The 18,583-nt window shown below is 61.1% G+C and carries 12 protein-coding genes, 2 tRNA genes and 4 rRNA genes; 12 read left to right on the plus strand and 6 right to left on the minus strand.

Annotation, left to right across the window (positions count from 1 at the left end):
* Positions 1–148: 148 nt before the first annotated feature.
* Complete coding sequence (locus ACAW63_RS14785; RefSeq protein WP_371226335.1) at positions 149–1,066, minus strand: LysR family transcriptional regulator; 918 nt, start codon at positions 1,064–1,066, stop codon at positions 149–151.
* Positions 1,067–1,195: 129 nt separating this feature from the next.
* Here ACAW63_RS14785 and ACAW63_RS14790 point away from each other — a divergent pair, with 129 nt between their 5' ends.
* The 12 genes from ACAW63_RS14790 to rrf (ACAW63_RS14845) all read left to right on the plus strand — a co-directional run bounded on the left by ACAW63_RS14790 (position 1,196) and on the right by rrf (ACAW63_RS14845) (position 13,002).
* A complete protein-coding gene (locus tag ACAW63_RS14790) occupies positions 1,196–1,954 on the plus strand; it encodes a 5-oxoprolinase subunit PxpA (protein ID WP_371226337.1) in 759 nt (252 codons plus the stop codon).
* 71 nt (positions 1,955–2,025) lie between these two features.
* Entirely contained in the window at positions 2,026–2,274 is a 249-nt protein-coding gene (locus ACAW63_RS14795; RefSeq protein WP_371226339.1) for an acetyl-CoA carboxylase, read from the plus strand.
* 10 nt (positions 2,275–2,284) lie between these two features.
* Entirely contained in the window at positions 2,285–3,649 is a 1,365-nt protein-coding gene (locus ACAW63_RS14800; RefSeq protein ID WP_371226341.1) for an acetyl-CoA carboxylase biotin carboxylase subunit, read from the plus strand.
* 1 nt (position 3,650) lies between these two features.
* Positions 3,651–4,529: an allophanate hydrolase subunit 1 gene (locus ACAW63_RS14805; RefSeq protein ID WP_371226343.1), complete on the plus strand. Its 879-nt coding sequence runs from the start codon at positions 3,651–3,653 to the stop codon at positions 4,527–4,529.
* Positions 4,519–5,496 carry a biotin-dependent carboxyltransferase family protein gene (locus ACAW63_RS14810; RefSeq protein WP_371226345.1) on the plus strand — a complete coding sequence of 326 codons (978 nt, stop codon included), beginning with the start codon at positions 4,519–4,521 and terminating at the stop codon, positions 5,494–5,496. Before ACAW63_RS14805 ends, ACAW63_RS14810 begins: the two co-directional genes overlap by 11 nt.
* 106 nt (positions 5,497–5,602) lie before the next feature.
* Complete coding sequence (locus ACAW63_RS14815; protein WP_371226347.1) at positions 5,603–6,919, plus strand: cytosine permease; 1,317 nt, start codon at positions 5,603–5,605, stop codon at positions 6,917–6,919.
* Positions 6,920–7,630: 711 nt separating this feature from the next.
* Positions 7,631–9,166, plus strand: a 16S ribosomal RNA gene (locus ACAW63_RS14820).
* Positions 9,167–9,230: 64 nt separating this feature from the next.
* Positions 9,231–9,307: transfer RNA gene (locus ACAW63_RS14825), tRNA-Ile, on the plus strand.
* Between the two features lie 27 nt (positions 9,308–9,334).
* Positions 9,335–9,410, plus strand: a tRNA-Ala gene (locus tag ACAW63_RS14830).
* Between the two features lie 232 nt (positions 9,411–9,642).
* Positions 9,643–12,533: ribosomal RNA gene (locus ACAW63_RS14835) — 23S ribosomal RNA — on the plus strand.
* A 131-nt stretch (positions 12,534–12,664) separates the two neighbouring features.
* Positions 12,665–12,780, plus strand: a 5S ribosomal RNA gene (rrf, locus tag ACAW63_RS14840).
* Positions 12,781–12,886: 106 nt separating this feature from the next.
* Positions 12,887–13,002, plus strand: a 5S ribosomal RNA gene (gene rrf / locus ACAW63_RS14845).
* The 16S, 23S and 5S rRNA genes sit together here with 2 tRNA genes alongside, the layout of an rRNA operon.
* A gap of 200 nt (positions 13,003–13,202) precedes the next feature.
* Here the strand turns inward: rrf (ACAW63_RS14845) and ACAW63_RS14850 are convergent.
* From ACAW63_RS14850 to ACAW63_RS14870, 5 genes are all read right to left on the minus strand, one after another.
* Entirely contained in the window at positions 13,203–13,661 is a 459-nt protein-coding gene (locus ACAW63_RS14850; protein ID WP_371226349.1) for a GNAT family N-acetyltransferase, read from the minus strand.
* Positions 13,662–13,777: 116 nt separating this feature from the next.
* The gene (gene fabB, locus ACAW63_RS14855; RefSeq protein ID WP_371226351.1) at positions 13,778–14,995 is read right to left on the minus strand and encodes a beta-ketoacyl-ACP synthase I; all 1,218 of its coding nucleotides are present in this window, start codon (positions 14,993–14,995) and stop codon (positions 13,778–13,780) included.
* Between the two features lie 10 nt (positions 14,996–15,005).
* Positions 15,006–15,521, minus strand: coding sequence for a 3-hydroxyacyl-[acyl-carrier-protein] dehydratase FabA (gene fabA, locus ACAW63_RS14860; RefSeq protein ID WP_207888227.1), 516 nt, complete (start codon positions 15,519–15,521; stop codon positions 15,006–15,008).
* A 230-nt stretch (positions 15,522–15,751) separates the two neighbouring features.
* Positions 15,752–17,665, minus strand: coding sequence for an ATP-binding protein (locus ACAW63_RS14865; RefSeq protein ID WP_371226353.1), 1,914 nt, complete (start codon positions 17,663–17,665; stop codon positions 15,752–15,754).
* On the minus strand, positions 17,662–18,561 hold the full coding sequence (locus ACAW63_RS14870) for an ABC transporter substrate-binding protein (protein WP_371226355.1): 900 nt from the start codon (positions 18,559–18,561) through the stop codon (positions 17,662–17,664). Before ACAW63_RS14870 ends, ACAW63_RS14865 begins: the two co-directional genes overlap by 4 nt.
* Positions 18,562–18,583 lie beyond the last annotated feature (22 nt).

Here is an 18,583-nt window from a genome sequence, read left to right on the forward strand (position 1 = left end):
AGGCCGATCGACGATCTCAGTCTGCCTGCCGCATTTGTCCCATGCCTGGTATTGCTTGGCGATCGCCTCGTATGGGAATACGGCTTGGCTCAGGTTTGCGGCGCGCCACTATCTCAGCAGATCAGTCAGGACTGTTTCCGGAGTCTCCCTAACGTCTGGTACTGGTCAGTTGCGGGGTCAGGAAGGACTGCCGGAAGTACTCGCGGAAGGCCCGTATGGCCGGCGTCAGCTCGCGCTCCCGGTGCCAGGCCAGGCCCACGCTCATCGAGGGGATCGGATCGATCAGGCTCAGCGTCTCGATGCGTTTGCCTTCCAACGACCAGGGGCGGTAGACCAGGTCGGACAGAATGGCGACGCCGGAGCCGTTGGCGACCATGCTGCGAACCGCTTCCACTGAACTGGTGCGCAGGATCACCTGGGGCTCCTGCCCGCTGGCCCGCCAGTAACGCAACGAGGACTCACCGGCTTCGTCGACCGTGAGCATGATGTAGGGCTGATCGGCGACATCGGCCAGGGTTACCGCCGGCTGTTCGGCGAGCGGATGGCGCGCGGGCAACCAGAGCCGGCGAGTCGAGCTGAACAGGGTTTCCGAGGCTATCTGCGGCTCGGTCAGGTTGCCGGTCAGCACCACGGCCATGTCGTAACGGCCGTCGAGCAGCCCCTTCTCGATATCCACCCGCTCCTGTTCGTGCAGGTGCATTTGCAGGTCCGGGTACCACTGCGCCAGGCGTTGCAGGTGGTGCGGCAGAAAGTAGCCCATCACGGTGTAGCTGGCGGCGACGTTCAGGCTGCCGTTGAACTGGGTGTCTGGCAGTGGGCTGTTCAGCGCGTCGTCGACGCTGCGCAGGATCGAATAGGCGTGGTTGAGGAAGTGCCGGCCGTTGTCGGTCAGCGTCATGCCCTGGGCCGTGCGAGTGAACAGCGCGGCGCCGAGCAGGTTTTCCAGTTCCTGGATCGCGCTGGTCACCGCCGATTGCGAGATGTGCAGGTTCACCGCCGCCTGGGAAATCTGTCCGACCTCGGCGGTGGCGACGAAGTAGCGCACCTGGCGCAGGGTGAAAGCCATGGGATTGCTCCGGCAGGTATCGATTTTTCAGAAACTAGTCTATCGGATAATAAATCTACCCAATACCGCCGCTGCGACTTAACGTCACCGCACTGACCTTACAAATTCAAATACAGGGGCCACGCGGCGATGAAAACAGTCGATCTCAATTCCGACATGGGTGAAGGTTTCGGCCCCTGGACCATCGGCGATGGCGTGGATGAGGCGATCATGCCGCTGATCAGCAGCGCCAACATCGCCACCGGTTTCCATGCCGGCGACCCGAACATCATGCGCCGCACCGTCGAGCTGGCGCTCGAACACGGCGTCGGCATCGGCGCCCATCCCGGTTTCCGCGACCTGGTCGGCTTCGGCCGCCGGCACATCAACGCGCCCGCCACCGAGCTGATCAACGACATGCTCTACCAGCTCGGCGCCCTGCGTGAGTTCACCCGTTTGCACGGCGCCAAGCTGCAGCACATCAAGCCCCACGGCGCGCTGTACATGCACCTGGCGCGCGACGAGCAGGCCGCCCGCGAATTCGTCGAGACCCTGCAGCGCATCGACCCCGAACTGCTGCTGTTCTGCATGCCCAACTCGGCCACCTGGCGCGCCGCCCGGGCACTGGGGCAGCCGACGGTGCGCGAGTTCTACGCCGACCGCGACTACGACAACAGCGGCTCCATCGTCTTCATCCGCCGGGTCAAGGCGCTCGACCCGCAGGAAGTCGCCGCCAAGGTGCTGCGGGCCTGCCAGGAAGGCCGCGTGCGTACGGTCGAGGGCGACGACATCGAGATCGCCTTCGATTCGGTCTGCATCCACAGCGACACCCCCGGTGCACTGGCGCTGGTCCAGGCCACCCGCGCTGCTCTGCTGGATGCGGGCATCGCCATCGAGGCGCCGCGCTGAGCGCCGTCCCGCACGACGGGAAACCCTTACTGCATCTGCCATCCACACATTCGAACAATAGAGGAACAGTCATGGCCGAACATAACGTGCAGTCGCCCCTGCCGGGCACCTTCTACCGCAAGCCGACGCCGGATGCCGCCGTCTATGCCGAGGTGGGCCAGCGGGTCGAGCCGGGCAGCGTGATCGGGCTGGTCGAGGTGATGAAGCAGTTTTCCGAAGTGCTCGCCGAACGTGCCGGCACCTTGCAGGCCTTCCTGGTGGAAGACGGCGAGCCGATCGAGCCGGGACAGGAACTGGCGACCATCAGCGTCGACGCGTGAGGGCCGCAACATGTTGAAGAAACTGCTGATCGCCAACCGTGGCGAAATTGCCGTGCGCATCATCCGCGCGGCGCGCGCCCTGGGGATTCCCACCGTTGCGGTGTGCAGCGAGGCGGATGCCGATTCGCTGGCCGCGCGCCAGGCCGACGAAGTACGGGTCATCGGCCCGGCCCGCGCCGACCGCAGCTACCTGAATGCCGAAGCCCTGTTACAGGCGGCGCGGGAAACCGGCGCGGACTCGATCCACCCCGGCTACGGTTTCCTCTCCGAGAACGCGGCCTTCGCCCAGGCGGTGGTCGATGCCGGGCTGGTCTTCGTCGGCCCCGATGCGCAGACCATCCGCCGCATGGGGGACAAGGCCGAGGCGCGGCGTACCGCGATGGCCGCCGGTGTGCCGGTTGTACCGGGCTCGCCGGGCGAGCTGGAGGACATCGAGGCGGCGCTGCGCTGTGCGCAGGAGGTCGGCTATCCGTTGCTGATCAAGGCTTCCGCCGGTGGCGGCGGGCGCGGCATCCGCATCGCTCATGATGCCGACGAGCTGCGTCGCGAGTTCCCCGTCGCCCAGCGCGAGGCGCAGGCGGCGTTCGGCTCCGGGGCGGTGTACCTGGAACGCTTCATCCGCCAGGCGCGGCACATCGAAGTGCAGATCCTGGGCGACGGCGAGCGTGCCGTGCACCTGTTCGAGCGCGAGTGTTCGCTGCAGCGCCGCCGGCAGAAGGTCTTCGAGGAGGCGCCCTCGGCCGCGCTGAATGAACGCCAGCGCGAAGCCCTGTGCGCGAGCGCGGTACGCCTGGCGCAGAGCCTGGGCTATCGCGGCGCCGGTACCCTGGAATACCTGTTCGATTCTCACAGCGGCGAGTTCTTCTTCATCGAGATGAACACCCGCATCCAGGTCGAGCATCCGGTCAGCGAGATGATCACCGGCGTCGACCTGGTCCAGGCGATGCTGCGCATCGCCGCCGGTGAGCCACTGGCGCTGCGCCAGGACGACATCCGCCTGCAGGGCGCGGCGCTGGAGATGCGCATCAACGCGGAGGACCCGGCGCGCAATTTCTTCCCCTGTCCGGGCGTGGTGGAAAGCCTGGTCTGGCCGCAGGGCGAGGGCGTGCGAGTGGACAGCCATCTGTACCCCGGCTATCGCGTGCCGCCTTACTACGACTCGCTGCTGGCGAAGATCATCGTCCACGGCAGGGACCGCGCGGAAGCGTTCGCCCGTGCCCGGCAAGCCTTGGAGAACACCGAGCTGACCGGCATGGCGACCACCCTGTCGCTGCACCGCTGGCTGCTGGCCGATGCGCGCGTGCAGGCTGCGCAGTTCGATACCGGTACCCTGGAAACCTGGCTGGCCGAGCGTTCGGCCACGGCGGAGGTGTGAGATGCACGAGCAGATCCGCTACAGCTTCGGCGGCGACGAGCACCTGTTCGCCGAGGTTGCCGAATCCATGTCGCTGGATGCGTTCTTCCGTGGCATGGCCGTTACCCGCGCCATCGAGCAGCAGGCGATTCCCGGCGTGCTCGACGTCTGCCTGGCCAACGCCTCGTTCCAGGTGCGTTTCAATCCCGACCTGATCGCTCCGCAGGCGCTGCTCGACCGTGTGCGCGAGCTGGAATCGCTGGCCACCACCGAGCGTCGCATCCAGACGCGGATCATCGAGATCCCTGTGCTGTACAACGACCCCTGGACCCACGAAACGCTGATGCGCTTCCGCGACCGCCACCAGGACCCGGACTCCACCGACCTGGAGTACGCCGCGCGGATCAACGGCTACCAGGACGCCCAGGCGTTCATCGAGGCGCACAGCGGCACGCCGTGGTTCGTCTCCATGGTCGGCTTCGTCGCCGGCCTGCCGTTCATGTACCAGATGGTCGAGCGCGAGCGGCAGTTGCAGGTGCCCAAGTACCTGCGGCCACGCACCGACACGCCGAAACTGACCCTCGGCCACGGCGGCTGCTTCGGCTGCATCTACTCGGTACGGGGCGCCGGCGGCTACCAGATGTTCGGCGTCACCCCCGCGCCGATCTACGACCCGCAACAGAGCCTGGGCTACTTGAAGGACTCCATGGTGTTCTTCCGCGCCGGCGACATCGTGCAGTTCAAGCCCATCGAGCGTGCAGAGTACGACCAGGCGATCGCCGCTGTGGAGGCCGGTAGTTTCGACCTGCGCATCCGTCCGGTGGAGTTCGATCTCGACGCTTTCCTCAACGATCCGCAAGGCTGCAAGCAGCGCCTGCAGGAGGTGCTCCATGTCGCTTAAGGTGCTCAAGCCCGGCCTCGCCACCTCGGTGCAGGATGCGGGCCGTGAAGGTTACTACCACCTGGGCATTCCGCCGTCCGGGGCGCTCGATCAGTACGCGTTGCGCGCGGCCAACCTGCTGGTGGGCAATCCGGCCACGGCAGCGGTGCTCGAATGCACGCTGCTCGGCCCGCAGCTGGAATTCCGGCGCGATGCGCTGGTGGCCATCTGTGGCGCGGCCATGACACCGCGCCTGGATGGGGCGGAGATGCCGCTGGACACCGCCTTCCGTGTGCGCGCCGGGCAGGTGCTGGGCTTCGACTTCATCAAGGCCGGTGCCCGCGGCTACATCGCCATTGATGGCGGCATCGCGGTGCCGGAAGTGCTGGACAGTCGCTCCACCTATGGCCTGGGCGCCATTGGCGGGTACAACGGTCGGCGCCTGCAGGCCGGCGACGAGCTGCCGCTGGGCGAGCCATCCGGACGCGGGCAGGAAGGCTTGGCGTTGCCACGCTCGCTGCAGATCGAGGTGGGTGGCGAGGTCAGTCTGCGGGTGGTGCCCGGCCTCTATCACCATCGCTTGACGGTGCAGGCCGCCGAGCAGTTCTTCGCCGACACCTGGACCGTCGGCTCCGAGGCGGATCGCACCGGCTACCGCTTCAAGGGCGGCGCGCCGCTGGCATTCGAGCCGCGCGAGCAACCGTTCGGCGCCGGCTCCGATCCGTCGAACATCGTCGACGCCTGCTACCCGATCGGCTCGATCCAGGTTCCTGGCGGGCTGGAGCCGATCATCCTGCACCGCGATGCGGTGTCCGGCGGCGGTTACGCCACCATCGGTACGGTGATCAGCCCGGACCTCAATCGAATGGCCCAGATGCAACCCAACCAGAAGGCCCGTTTCGTCGCCATCACCCTGGAGGAGGCCCTGGCGGTGCGCCGTCGCTACAACCAGCAACTCGAAAACCTGAACCGCTTCTTTCTTGCCTAGCCAATAACAACGCCGCGGCGGCGCGATACCCGGTGGCTCCTCCTGAGGGCGCCGCCGCGGCCTCCTGCTGCCGCTCGCCAAGCCCTCATCTTGCGGAGAAACCAAGATGGCAAGTCTGTCGCAGCATCCCGAGGTCGATTCTTCCGTTTCCAGTGTTCCCAGCCATGCCCGGATGGGCCGGCTTTCCTTGAGCATGGCCTGGTGGGCCGTGTGCAGCGCCATGTTCTACATCGTCGTCGGCGCTTCGCTGGCGTTGGCCTACGGCGCCCGCAACGCCATCTTCGGCATGTTGCTGTCGGTGCTCTGTTACGGGCTGATCAACGCGGTGATCAGCCGCTACGCGATGCGCACCGGACTTTCCGTGGCGCTGTTCTCGCGGGTGCTGTTCGGCTCGCTGGGCGCCTCGCTGGCGACCCTGATCTTCTTCTCCACGGCCATCTACTACGCGGTGTTCGAGGGCTCGGTGATCGCCGTGGCGCTCAACCACCTGTATCCGGAGGTCTCCTACTCTCTGGCAGCGTTGCTGGTGGTGCTGTACAGCGTGCCGCTGATCTTCGGCGGCGTGCAGTATTGGCTGGATCGCTTCAACGGCGTGCTGCTGCCGTTCTACCTGTTCGGCCTGCTGGCCGCGGTGGCGTTGTCCATCGGCGAGTATGGCTACCAGCCGCAGTGGCTGGACTTCGGCCCGGCGCACCCGCCGGCCGGAGGCTGGTGGGACTGCTTCAGCGCCTACATGGGTGTCTGGGTGCTGATGATGTTCACCTTCGACTACGCTCGCTTCGGCAAGCCGGAAGACGCTGCCTGGCATGGGCGCTGGAACTTCGGCATGCCGTTCTACCTGGTGACCTTCCTGCTCAACGGCATGGCCGGCATCTACCTGGCCAGCAGCATTCCGCAGGACGGCGCGCTCAGCGAAGTCACCGTGGTGCTGGCGATCCTCAAGCTGATGGGCCTGTGGGGGCTGCTGTTTGTCTGGGTAACGCAGACGCGGATCAACACCGCCAACTACTACCTGGCGACGGTGAACATGCAGGCGTTCTTCGTCGAGGTGTTCCGCCTGCGCGCGTCCAGCCTGGTCTGGGCCGTGGTGGTCGGGGCGGCAGTCTATGCGCTGATGCTGGCCGACGTGTTCGCCTGGCTGCTCAAGGCACTGGCCTGGCAGGGCGTGTTCGTCGTGGCCTGGGTTGGCGTGGCCTTGGCGCACATTCTGGGCAAAGCGCCGCTGCCGGTCGGCGAGCCGGCGCGGCTGAACGGGGTGGGGCTTGCCGCCTGGTTCTGCGGTTCGCTGCTGGGGTTCGTGCTGATGGAGGCGGGCGGTAGCTTGCAAGCCTTCTCTGCGCCATTGACGTTCTTGATGTCGGCAGGAGTGTACGTCGTGTTGCGCCGGAGGCGGGCGGTGTCGCCTGTTACTACGGCGGGCTGATGAAAGAACTGCCTGACTCCGCCGTCCCTATTGTGGACAGGGCGAGCCAGCGCCTTCATCCGAAGCGGCCAGCCAGGAGCGGCGCAACGGACCGCCGGCAAAACCATATATCGCCTTTGAAACGGTGGGGAAGGTCCGCTTCTTATAGAAGGAGCACTTTTTGTCATCTTTCTGAAAAAAAGTCGTTGACGGGCATTTTCAAGTCCCTATAATGCGCACCACTCCCAGCGACGAAGCGCTGAAAGAGCTTGAAAATCAAGCACTTACAATGATTCGAAGTTGAGAGTGGTGGTCCGGCAGGTGAGTCACTTGCTGCTTTCCATTGACTGCTTCGGCAGTGAGTCGAAAAGAAGATCGCCGAGGTGCTTGACAGTGAGTTTGATCGCTGTAGAATGCGCCTCCCGCTGATGAGAAGGTTTCCTTCACTGAGGCGCAAGCGGTTGAGTAGAAAAGAAAATTTTCGAAAACAACGCTTGACAAGATGAGACGCTGCTGTAGAATGCGCGCCTCGGTTAAGACGAAAGCCTTGACCAACTGCTCTTTAACAAGTCGAATCAAGCAATTCGTGTGGGTGCTTGTGATGTAAGACTGATGATCGACTGATTATCAGCAGCGCAAGTAACACTCGTGAATTCGAGAGTTTTAGCTCTTTAAATAGAGCATGCGATTGCTGAGCCAAGTTTAGGGTTTTCGCAAAACCCAAGCAGTATTGAACTGAAGAGTTTGATCATGGCTCAGATTGAACGCTGGCGGCAGGCCTAACACATGCAAGTCGAGCGGATGAGTGGAGCTTGCTCCATGATTCAGCGGCGGACGGGTGAGTAATGCCTAGGAATCTGCCTGGTAGTGGGGGACAACGTTTCGAAAGGAACGCTAATACCGCATACGTCCTACGGGAGAAAGCAGGGGACCTTCGGGCCTTGCGCTATCAGATGAGCCTAGGTCGGATTAGCTAGTTGGTGGGGTAAAGGCCTACCAAGGCGACGATCCGTAACTGGTCTGAGAGGATGATCAGTCACACTGGAACTGAGACACGGTCCAGACTCCTACGGGAGGCAGCAGTGGGGAATATTGGACAATGGGCGAAAGCCTGATCCAGCCATGCCGCGTGTGTGAAGAAGGTCTTCGGATTGTAAAGCACTTTAAGTTGGGAGGAAGGGCAGTAAGTTAATACCTTGCTGTTTTGACGTTACCAACAGAATAAGCACCGGCTAACTTCGTGCCAGCAGCCGCGGTAATACGAAGGGTGCAAGCGTTAATCGGAATTACTGGGCGTAAAGCGCGCGTAGGTGGTTTGGTAAGATGGATGTGAAATCCCCGGGCTCAACCTGGGAACTGCATCCATAACTGCCTGACTAGAGTACGGTAGAGGGTGGTGGAATTTCCTGTGTAGCGGTGAAATGCGTAGATATAGGAAGGAACACCAGTGGCGAAGGCGACCACCTGGACTGATACTGACACTGAGGTGCGAAAGCGTGGGGAGCAAACAGGATTAGATACCCTGGTAGTCCACGCCGTAAACGATGTCGACTAGCCGTTGGAATCCTTGAGATTTTAGTGGCGCAGCTAACGCGATAAGTCGACCGCCTGGGGAGTACGGCCGCAAGGTTAAAACTCAAATGAATTGACGGGGGCCCGCACAAGCGGTGGAGCATGTGGTTTAATTCGAAGCAACGCGAAGAACCTTACCTGGCCTTGACATGTCCGGAACCTTGCAGAGATGCGAGGGTGCCTTCGGGAATCGGAACACAGGTGCTGCATGGCTGTCGTCAGCTCGTGTCGTGAGATGTTGGGTTAAGTCCCGTAACGAGCGCAACCCTTGTCCTTAGTTACCAGCACCTCGGGTGGGCACTCTAAGGAGACTGCCGGTGACAAACCGGAGGAAGGTGGGGATGACGTCAAGTCATCATGGCCCTTACGGCCAGGGCTACACACGTGCTACAATGGTCGGTACAGAGGGTTGCCAAGCCGCGAGGTGGAGCTAATCCCACAAAACCGATCGTAGTCCGGATCGCAGTCTGCAACTCGACTGCGTGAAGTCGGAATCGCTAGTAATCGTGAATCAGAATGTCACGGTGAATACGTTCCCGGGCCTTGTACACACCGCCCGTCACACCATGGGAGTGGGTTGCTCCAGAAGTAGCTAGTCTAACCGCAAGGGGGACGGTTACCACGGAGTGATTCATGACTGGGGTGAAGTCGTAACAAGGTAGCCGTAGGGGAACCTGCGGCTGGATCACCTCCTTAATCGAAGATCGCAGCTTCTTCATAAGCTCCCACACGAATTGCTTGATTCACTGGTTAGACGATTGGGTCTGTAGCTCAGTTGGTTAGAGCGCACCCCTGATAAGGGTGAGGTCGGCAGTTCGAATCTGCCCAGACCCACCAATTGTTGTGGTGTGCTGCTGATCCGATGGGGCCATAGCTCAGCTGGGAGAGCGCCTGCTTTGCACGCAGGAGGTCAGGAGTTCGATCCTCCTTGGCTCCACCATCTCTAAATCGTCGAAAGCTCAGACAGGAATGTTCGGTGTAACGAACCTTGCTGTCTGGTCTTTGTGCCAGAACTGTTCTTTAAAAATTTGGGTATGTGATAGAAGTAGACTGAATGATCTCTTTCACTGGTGATCATTCAAGTCAAGGTAAAATTTGCGAGTTCAAGCGCGAATTTTCGGCGAATGTCGTCTTCACGTTCGAGACAGTAACCAGATTGCTTGGGGTTATATGGTCAAGTGAAGAAGCGCATACGGTGGATGCCTTGGCAGTCAGAGGCGATGAAAGACGTGGTAGCCTGCGATAAGCTTCGGGGAGTCGGCAAACAGACTTTGATCCGGAGATCTCTGAATGGGGGAACCCACCTAGGATAACCTAGGTATCTTGTACTGAATCCATAGGTGCAAGAGGCGAACCAGGGGAACTGAAACATCTAAGTACCCTGAGGAAAAGAAATCAACCGAGATTCCCTTAGTAGTGGCGAGCGAACGGGGACTAGCCCTTAAGCTTCTTTGAATCTAACAGAACGCTCTGGAAAGTGCGGCCATAGTGGGTGATAGCCCCGTATGTGAAAGGTTCTTTGAAGTGAAATCGAGTAGGACGGAGCACGAGAAACTTTGTCTGAATATGGGGGGACCATCCTCCAAGGCTAAATACTACTGACTGACCGATAGTGAACCAGTACCGTGAGGGAAAGGCGAAAAGAACCCCGGAGAGGGGAGTGAAATAGAACCTGAAACCGTATGCGTACAAGCAGTGGGAGCCTACTTGTTAGGTGACTGCGTACCTTTTGTATAATGGGTCAGCGACTTATATTCAGTGGCGAGCTTAACCGTATAGGGAAGGCGTAGCGAAAGCGAGTCTTAATAGGGCGATTTAGTCGCTGGGTATAGACCCGAAACCGGGCGATCTATCCATGAGCAGGTTGAAGGTTAGGTAACACTGACTGGAGGACCGAACCCACTCCCGTTGAAAAGGTAGGGGATGACTTGTGGATCGGAGTGAAAGGCTAATCAAGCTCGGAGATAGCTGGTTCTCCTCGAAAGCTATTTAGGTAGCGCCTCACGTATCACTCCAGGGGGTAGAGCACTGTTTCGGCTAGGGGGTCATCCCGACTTACCAAACCGATGCAAACTCCGAATACCTGGAAGTGTCAGCGTGGGAGACACACGGCGGGTGCTAACGTCCGTCGTGAAAAGGGAAACAACCCAGACCGTCAGCTAAGGTCCCAAAGTTGTGGTTAAGTGGTAAACGATGTGGGAAGGCTTAGACAGCTAGGAGGTTGGCTTAGAAGCAGCCACCCTTTAAAGAAAGCGTAATAGCTCACTAGTCGAGTCGGCCTGCGCGGAAGATGTAACGGGGCTCAAACCACACACCGAAGCTACGGGTGCATCGTAAGATGCGCGGTAGAGGAGCGTTCTGTAAGCCTGTGAAGGTGAGTTGAGAAGCTTGCTGGAGGTATCAGAAGTGCGAATGCTGACATGAGTAACGACAATGGGTGTGAAAAACATCCACGCCGAAAGACCAAGGGTTCCTGCGCAACGTTAATCGACGCAGGGTTAGTCGGTCCCTAAGGCGAGGCTGAAGAGCGTAGTCGATGGGAAACAGGTTAATATTCCTGTACTTCTAGTTACTGCGATGGAGGGACGGAGAAGGCTAGGCCAGCTTGGCGTTGGTTGTCCAAGTTTAAGGTGGTAGGCCGAACACTTAGGCAAATCCGGGTGTTCAAGGCCGAGAGCTGATGACGAGTCGTCTTTTAGATGATGAAGTGGTTGATGCCATGCTTCCAGGAAAAGCTTCTAAGCTTCAGGTAACTAGGAACCGTACCCCAAACCGACACAGGTGGTCGGGTAGAGAATACCAAGGCGCTTGAGAGAACTCGGGTGAAGGAACTAGGCAAAATGGCACCGTAACTTCGGGAGAAGGTGCGCCGATGAGGGTGAAGCATTTACTGCGTAAGCCCATGTCGGTCGAAGATACCAGGCCGCTGCGACTGTTTATTAAAAACACAGCACTCTGCAAACACGAAAGTGGACGTATAGGGTGTGACGCCTGCCCGGTGCCGGAAGGTTAATTGATGGGGTTAGCGAAAGCGAAGCTCTTGATCGAAGCCCCGGTAAACGGCGGCCGTAACTATAACGGTCCTAAGGTAGCGAAATTCCTTGTCGGGTAAGTTCCGACCTGCACGAATGGCGTAACGATGGCGGCGCTGTCTCCACCCGAGACTCAGTGAAATTGAAATCGCTGTGAAGATGCAGTGTATCCGCGGCTAGACGGAAAGACCCCGTGAACCTTTACTGTAGCTTTGCACTGGACTTTGAGCCTGCTTGTGTAGGATAGGTGGGAGGCTTTGAAGCGTGGACGCCAGTTCGCGTGGAGCCATCCTTGAAATACCACCCTGGCATGCTTGAGGTTCTAACTCTGGTCCGTCATCCGGATCGAGGACAGTGTATGGTGGGCAGTTTGACTGGGGCGGTCTCCTCCTAAAGAGTAACGGAGGAGTACGAAGGTGCGCTCAGACCGGTCGGAAATCGGTCGCAGAGTATAAAGGCAAAAGCGCGCTTGACTGCGAGACAGACACGTCGAGCAGGTACGAAAGTAGGTCTTAGTGATCCGGTGGTTCTGTATGGAAGGGCCATCGCTCAACGGATAAAAGGTACTCCGGGGATAACAGGCTGATACCGCCCAAGAGTTCATATCGACGGCGGTGTTTGGCACCTCGATGTCGGCTCATCACATCCTGGGGCTGAAGCCGGTCCCAAGGGTATGGCTGTTCGCCATTTAAAGTGGTACGCGAGCTGGGTTTAGAACGTCGTGAGACAGTTCGGTCCCTATCTGCCGTGGACGTTTGAGATTTGAGAGGGGCTGCTCCTAGTACGAGAGGACCGGAGTGGACGAACCTCTGGTGTTCCGGTTGTCACGCCAGTGGCATTGCCGGGTAGCTATGTTCGGAATAGATAACCGCTGAAAGCATCTAAGCGGGAAACTAGCCTCAAGATGAGATCTCACTGGGAACTTGATTCCCCTGAAGGGCCGTCGAAGACTACGACGTTGATAGGTCGGGTGTGTAAGCGCTGTGAGGCGTTGAGCTAACCGATACTAATTGCCCGTGAGGCTTGACCATATAACACCCAAACAATTTGTGTGTTCGATGGTGAAGTCGACGAACCGAAAGTTCGTGTGAACCGCAAATGACTGTCACATACCCGAATTCGGATGAGCGTGTGCAAGTGCCACGAGCGTCCCAAAGAATTGCTTGACGACCATAGAGCGTTGGAACCACCTGATCCCATCCCGAACTCAGCAGTGAAACGACGCATCGCCGATGGTAGTGTGGGGTTTCCCCATGTGAGAGTAGGTCATCGTCAAGCACCTATCCCAAAGCCCCTGGTTAGCGAAAGCTGGCCGGGGGCTTTGCTTATTAGTGTAAGCAACCCGATTTCGGATGAGCGCCACGGCGAGCATCCAGCCGAATTGCTTGACGACCATAGAGCATTGGAACCACCTGATCCCATCCCGAACTCAGCAGTGAAACGATGCATCGCCGATGGTAGTGTGGGGTTTCCCCATGTGAGAGTAGGTCATCGTCAAGCTTCTAATTCCAAAGCCCCTGATCAGCGAGAGCTGGTCGGGGGTTTTGTTTTTGGGGAGCAAAAAAGCTGCTGCACGGGCATTGGTGGTAACCGGATATCCTGGCGTGCGCCGTGTGCAAGGCTCTCGCGGACAAGGTCCGCTCCTACGAGAGCTGTAAGCGGTCATGGCGGAGCGATGCGGTTCGCGAGCAAGCTCGCTCCTACAAGAGCATGAGTGACTTGGTCATGATGATCGTGCGTTCCTCTCCGTGGAGCTGTTCGCGTACGACGCCGTAGCCCAGGCGGGCGTAGAAGGCTTGGGCGGTGAGGGAGGAGGGGACCAGCAGGGCCTCTATACCGCGCTCTAGGGCGGCTTTCTCGACTCGGTCCATCAGGGCCTGGCCGATGCCCTTGCGCTGTTGCTGCGGCGCTACGAAAAGGCTGCGCACGGCATCGCCATCCAGGGCGCCAGTGCCAACGATCTTGTCGTCCAGCAAGGCGACGAAGACCAGACGTTGCTCCAGTAGCTCGATCACCCGCTCAGGCATGAAGTGCGCCACCACCGATTCGATGACACTCGCCGGGTAATCCTGGCCGTTGCTTTCCCTGACTGCCGCCACGATCACCTGGCTGATGGCTTTGGCGTCATCGCTGCAGGCTTGTCTGATCGTCAATCCCATCGATGCACTCCCTGTTATCACCCGCTCATCGTGACGTGATCGTAGCGCAAGGGTAGAGCGGAATTGCAGGCAACAAAAAAGGCGCCCTGGGGCGCCTTTTTTGTTTGGATCACCGATCAGCCGTTGTGGCGTTTCAGGACCAGGGTGGCGTTGGTGCCGCCGAAGCCGAAGCTGTTGCTCATGACGGTGTCGAGCTTCGCGTTCTCGCGGGTCTCGCGCAGGATCGGCATGTCGGCGACTTCCGGGTCCAGCTCGTCGATGTTGGCCGAGCCGGCGATGAAGTTGCCTTCCATCATCAGCAGGCAGTAGATGGCCTCGTGAACGCCGGCGGCGCCCAGGGAGTGGCCGGACAGGCTCTTGGTGGAGCTGATGGCCGGGGCGTTGGTGCCGAACACTTCACGGATACCCCGGATTTCAGCAACGTCGCCGACCGGGGTGGAGGTGCCGTGGGTGTTCAGGTAGTCGATCGGGGTGTCCACGGTCGACAGGGCCTGCTGCATGCAGCGGATGGCGCCTTCGCCGCTCGGGGCGACCATGTCGTAGCCATCGGAGGTGGCGCCGTAGCCGACGATTTCGGCGTAGATCTTGGCGCCGCGCTTCAGGGCGTGCTCCAGCTCTTCGACAACGACCATGCCGCCGCCGCCGGCGATGACGAAACCGTCACGCTTGGCGTCGTAGGCGCGGGAGGCCTTTTCCGGGGTCTCGTTGTACTGGGTGGAGAGGGCGCCCATGGCGTCGAACAGGCAGCTCTGGCTCCAGTGCTCTTCTTCACCGCCACCGGCGAAGACGACGTCCTGCTTGCCCATCTGGATCTGCTCCATGGCCTGGCCGATGCAATGCGCGCTGGTGGCGCAGGCCGAGGAGATGGAGTAGTTCACGCCCTTGATCTGGAAGGGAGTGGCCAGGCACGCGGATACGGTGCTACCCATGGTGCGGGTAACGCGGTATGGGCCGATGCGCTTGACGCCCTTCTCGCGCAGGGTGTCGATGGCTTCCATCTGGTTCAGGGTGGAAGCGCCACCGGAGCCGGCGATCAGGCCGGTGCGCGGGTTGGAGATCTGCTCGGGGGTGAGGCCGGAGTCCTTGATCGCCTGTTCCATCGCGAGGTACGCGTAGGCGGCGGCGTCGCCCATGAAGCGGAAGACCTTGCGGTCGATCAGCTCTTCCAGGTTCAGGTTGACCGAACCGGAAACGTGGCTGCGCAGGCCCATCTCGGCGTAGCTCGGGTTGTGGCGGATGCCAGCACGGCCTGCACGCAGGTTGGCGGAGACGGTGTCTTTGTCATTGCCCAGGCAGGAAACGATGCCCAGACCGGTGATCACGACGCGACGCATGCGGATACCCTTAGAAGCTGTCAGTGGAAGTGAACAGGCCGACGCGGAGGCCTTCGGCGCTGTAGATTTCGCGGCCATCGACGCTGACGCTGCCGTCGGCGATGGCCAGAACGAGCGATCGATTGATCGTACGCTTGATGTGAATGTTGTAGGTGACTTTCTTGGCGGTCGGCAGGACCTGGCCGAAGAACTTCACTTCGCCCGAACCCAGGGCACGGCCACGGCCGGGGTTGCCCTGCCAGCCGAGGTAGAAGCCGACCAGCTGCCACATGGCGTCGAGGCCCAGGCAGCCGGGCATGACCGGATCGCCTTCGAAGTGGCAGGCGAAGAACCACAGGTCGGGGTTGATATCCAGCTCGGCGACCAGTTCGCCCTTGCCATACTTGCCGCCGGTTTCGCTGATGTGAGTGATGCGGTCGATCATCAGCATGTTGGGGGCGGGCAGTTGCGCATTACCCGGGCCGAAGAGCTCGCCGCGGCTGCAACGCAGCAGGTCTTCTCGGGTGAAGGCGTGTTGTTTGGTCATGCGAGCTCCTCAAAAATCTTGGATGGCAGGCGGTGTTGGCTTCTGCCTGCGGCGCCGCGTTCCGTTGTTATTGTCACGGTACTCACGCGGCAGCCTAGTCATAGACTATTGCCTTTAGGTGAAAGTCACAGCGTCCGGCGAACGCTTGTTCACTTTTCGTCGGCGCCGGTTTTTTGTCAGGGGCAGATGCCCGTGGCCGGTCCGCAGTTTGGTGCATGCCAGCGCGCGGATCAACGGCCTGGAGCAACCCAGCGCTGCAGAATCCGCTGCAGTTCGGCCCGCTTGAACGGCTTGGCCAGGTAGTCGTTCATCCCTGCCTCCAGGCAGGTTTCCCGATCGCCCTGCAGGGCATTGGCGGTCAGGGCGATGATCGGCACCTGTTCGCCGCCGGGTCTTGAGCGGATCTGCCGGGTGGCCTCGTAGCCGTTGAGCACCGGGAGCCGGCAATCCATGAGGATGACCGCGAACTCGCCACGCTCGGAGGTGCGGACCGCCTGGACGCCGTCACCCACCAGCGTGACGCGATACCCCAGGCTGCGCAACATAGCTTCTATGACCGTTTGATTCACCGGGTTGTCCTCGACGAGCAGGACGGACTGACCAGCGGCAAGCAAATCGGTACCCGCTTCGCCTGCTTCCGAGGTGGCCTGGCGCTCGCGGAAGGGCAGGGGGATTTCCAGGGTGAAGGTGGAGCCGCAGCCTTCCTCGCTGCTGGCACTGAGGGTGCCGCCCATGCGTTCGGCCAGGGTGCGGGCGATGGTCAGGCCCAGGCCGGTGCCGCCGTAGCGGCGCGAGGTGGAGGAGTCGGCCTGCTGGAAGGCGTCGAACATGTGCTCCAGGCGCTCGCGGGAGATGCCGATACCGCTGTCCTGTACCGAACAGCTGAGCCACAGGACCTCATCGTCGAGCGCCTGCCAGGTGGCTTCCAGACGCACACCGCCTTCTTCGGTGAACTTCAGGGCATTGCCCAGCAGATTCACCAGGATTTGCCGGATACGCGTCGGGTCTCCCTGTACTTCCAACGTACTCAGACCGTCCTGCACCGCCAGTTCCATCGTCAGGCCACGCTGGTGCGCGCTGTGCTGGAAGACCTGCACGGAGCTCTGGATCAGTTCCAGCAGGTTGAACGGGATACGCTCCAGCTCCAGCGCGCCGCGCTCGATGCGGGAGAAGTCGAGGATGTCGTTGATCACCTTGAGCAGGTGCTCGGTGGATTCGGTCGCCAGCGCGCTGTACTCCGCCTGCTCCTGATTCAACTCGGTGGTTTCCAGCAGCTGGAGCATGCCCAGCACACCATTCATCGGCGTACGCAGTTCGTGGCTCATCATCGCCAGGAAGTCGGATTTGGCGCGGTTCGCCTCTTCGGCCTCCTCGCGCGCGGCCACCAGTTGGGCGATGCTGCGCTCCTGCTCCAGGGCGGCCTGCTGCAGGCCGCGGGCCAGGTTGTTGATATGCCGGGCGAGGTCGCCGACTTCGCCGTCGTCGGGTACCGGCAGGGTGGTGTGGTAGTCGCCGCTCTGGATCGCCTGGACTGCCCGGCCCATGGTGCTGATCGGTGCGGCCAGTCGCTGCGCCAGGCGCCGGGCGAGAAGATAGGTCAGTGCCAGGGCGAAGAGCGCCAGCAGGCTGGCCTTGAAGAGGATTTCCTGCTGGCGTTCGCTGAAGGCGTCGCTGGCCATGCCGACCACCACCCGGCCCAGGTAGTCGTTGCTGGAGACAGAGGTTGCGGCGCTATTGAGGGCAACGCCCAGATTGCCGTCGTTGAGCTGGATGTTCTCGCGCTGGATCGCGGCGTGGAAGATTTCCACCTTGGTGCTCGCTTGTGCCGGATCGGCGGGGTGTTCGACGTAGACCAGGATGTTGTCACTGCGGTCGCGTACTTCGATGAAGCGCACGTGGGCGGTACCCAGGGTGGCTCGCAGCAGGCTTTGCAGCACCGGCAGGTTGCCGGAGATGACGCCGTACTCGGCGGCCGGCGCCAGCTGGTTGGCGATCAACTGGCCGGTGTGGTTGGACTCCTGCCGCAGGTCCTGCAGGCGCGAGTAGGTGAAATAGCCAGTGAGCAGCAGTGTCAGCAATAACGCCGGACCGAGGCTGATGGCCAGCATGCGCGTCTGGATATTCCAGCTCTTGCGGGCGCTCATGGGGATTCTCCTTCGGCAAGACGATGCGCGAGCGAGGCGTCGTCCGGCAGATCGATGCCCAGCGAACGCGCCACCTGGCGGTTGCTTTGCACCTTGAAGCGTTCAGGGTAGAGGCTCTGCGGCCATTGCGACGGCGGTTGGTCGAGCAGCGGGTCGAGAGTGTCCAGCCAATCGCTCTGGTCGCTGTAAGTGCTGGCCAGGCTGCCGGCCCTGACGAACGCCACGGTGGGGCCGATCAGGGCGTGATTCTCGGCGTAGGCGCTGAGCAGGATGCCTTTGACGGTACGCGGGTTGTAAAGCAGTTTGTCGTCCAGCCCGAGCAGCAGGTCACTGCTGTCGAGCAATTCACGCAGCGGGCGGGGATCGTCGCTGCGGTCCTGCTCCCGGGCGACCAGCTCGACGCCGAGCCGCTGGGCGTGTTCCGACAACTCGCTCAGCAGGAACTGGCTCGCGGGGCTGAAGAGTACGCCGATGCGTTGTGGCCTGGGGCGCAGTTGCAGGGCCAGTTGCAGTTGCCGGGCGGGCGGTGGATCGCTCCAGAGCAGGCTGATGCCCTCGTGACGGCGGCCGTCGAGTAGCTGCTGCGCTTCGACACGGCTGACCAGCAGCGTCAGTGCGGGAGGGCCCTGATCACTGGCCAGGCGCCAGTTCAGCGCGGCGGTCCCCAGCAGCAACAGATGGGTTTCAGGGGAAAGCGTCGAGGCGGGAGGCAGTTGCTCGGGCGATTCCAGACGGACCTGGTCTTCCGGACGGCGTTCGGCGAGCGCCTGGCTGAATGCCTGCACGGCCGCGCCCTGTTCACTGCTGACCAGCAGCAGCTCGCGTGCCTGCGCTGGCAGCGCCAGCAGGCAGATCAGGCTGAGCAGCAAGGACCTGAGCTGATGTCCCAGACTCATCCCTGAGCGGCGGGCCGCCATG

The organism is Pseudomonas sp. QE6, assembly GCF_041379005.1.
Lineage (GTDB): Bacteria > Pseudomonadota > Gammaproteobacteria > Pseudomonadales > Pseudomonadaceae > Pseudomonas.

Coding starts and splice junctions, on each gene's coding strand:
- ACAW63_RS14785 (WP_371226335.1), bottom strand. CDS start 1,066: ATGGCTTTCACCCTGCGCCAGGTGCGCTACTTCGTCGCCACCGCCGAG.
- ACAW63_RS14805 (WP_371226343.1), top strand. CDS start 3,651: ATGCACGAGCAGATCCGCTACAGCTTCGGCGGCGACGAGCACCTGTTC.
- ACAW63_RS14810 (WP_371226345.1), top strand. CDS start 4,519: ATGTCGCTTAAGGTGCTCAAGCCCGGCCTCGCCACCTCGGTGCAGGAT.
- ACAW63_RS14870 (WP_371226355.1), bottom strand. CDS start 18,561: ATGAGTCTGGGACATCAGCTCAGGTCCTTGCTGCTCAGCCTGATCTGC.
- fabB (WP_371226351.1), bottom strand. CDS start 14,995: ATGCGTCGCGTCGTGATCACCGGTCTGGGCATCGTTTCCTGCCTGGGC.
- fabA (WP_207888227.1), bottom strand. CDS start 15,521: ATGACCAAACAACACGCCTTCACCCGAGAAGACCTGCTGCGTTGCAGC.
- ACAW63_RS14850 (WP_371226349.1), bottom strand. CDS start 13,661: ATGGGATTGACGATCAGACAAGCCTGCAGCGATGACGCCAAAGCCATC.
- ACAW63_RS14790 (WP_371226337.1), top strand. CDS start 1,196: ATGAAAACAGTCGATCTCAATTCCGACATGGGTGAAGGTTTCGGCCCC.
- ACAW63_RS14815 (WP_371226347.1), top strand. CDS start 5,603: ATGGCAAGTCTGTCGCAGCATCCCGAGGTCGATTCTTCCGTTTCCAGT.
- ACAW63_RS14865 (WP_371226353.1), bottom strand. CDS start 17,665: ATGAGCGCCCGCAAGAGCTGGAATATCCAGACGCGCATGCTGGCCATC.
- ACAW63_RS14795 (WP_371226339.1), top strand. CDS start 2,026: ATGGCCGAACATAACGTGCAGTCGCCCCTGCCGGGCACCTTCTACCGC.
- ACAW63_RS14800 (WP_371226341.1), top strand. CDS start 2,285: ATGTTGAAGAAACTGCTGATCGCCAACCGTGGCGAAATTGCCGTGCGC.